Consider the following 1,034-nt stretch of genomic DNA (forward strand, 5'->3'; position numbering starts at 1 on the left):
GATTGGCTTACGCCGTCGGATAAATTCTCTGGCGGTGTGAAGGAGTTGATTCAAAACATTCGCGCAAAAGGCAAAAAGCCGGCGATTTGGATGGCTCCTTTCATAGCGCAGCCAGAATCTGAGGTCTTTAAGCAACATCCTGAATGGTTTGTTCGTCATCCTGACGGTCAGCTCCTTAAAGCCGAAGATGTTACCTACGGTGGCTGGCGTTGCACGCCTTGGTATATTCTCGATACGTCTAATCCCGAAGTACAAGATCATCTAACGCACGTTGTGTCAGTGATGAGGCTAGAGTGGGGCGTAGAGCTGTTTAAGCTCGATGCAAACTACTGGGGAACACTAAAAGGAAAACGTAGTCAGTCTGGTATTACGGGTGTCGAAGCGTATCGATTAGGGATGGAGGCGATCGCCAGAGGCGCAGGAGACGCTTGGTTGCTTGGCTGCAACGCGCCAATGTGGCCATCTTTGGGGCTGGTGGATGCGATGCGCGTGTCTGATGACGTCGAGCGCCATAGCCACCGTTTTGAACAGATCGCTAAAGAGACGTTTTTCCGTAGCTGGCAGCACCGTAAGTTGTGGCAAATTGACCCAGACTGCGCGACGTTTACTTCTCTTGCTAATCAAGCTGCATCACGTGAAGACTACGAGTTTCACCGTACCGTATTATTAGCGTCTGGCGGCTTGCTTTTGTCTGGCGACCCTCTCCCGGAAATCACGCCATTTGCGAGTAAAACCTTGGCGAAGCTGATGTTGCGACAACGACGCAGCCAAGAATCTGCTAAGTTCACGGCGTTAAGTTTGAGCCATGCTTTTTTGAAACTGACGGACAAGAATGATCTACATTGTTTGTTCAATTACGCGAATCACAATGCGACTGAATTTACTCTCACAGCGGATCAGCCCGTTGATTGGTATGACTACTGGACCGGAGAAAAGCTCAACCAAGATCCTTGTCAGTTGCTTCTAGTGAGTGTCGATAGAGGTCTGAATGCCAAAGCAATAGTGACCGCGTAAAGATCATTGAAAACAACGTA

Annotated in this window: 1 protein-coding gene; it reads left to right on the forward strand. The window is 49.2% G+C overall.

The genetic code is table 11. The features are described 5' to 3' along the window. The coding region (locus tag R8N46_RS25520) for a glycoside hydrolase family 36 protein (RefSeq protein ID WP_318189818.1) at nucleotides 1-1,014 on the forward strand (1,014 nt) is incomplete at its 5' end. Between the last annotated feature and the right edge of the window lie 20 nt (nucleotides 1,015-1,034).

It is taken from the genome of Vibrio sp. 1874, assembly GCF_033344395.1.
Taxonomy (GTDB): Bacteria; Pseudomonadota; Gammaproteobacteria; order Enterobacterales; family Vibrionaceae; genus Vibrio; species Vibrio alginolyticus.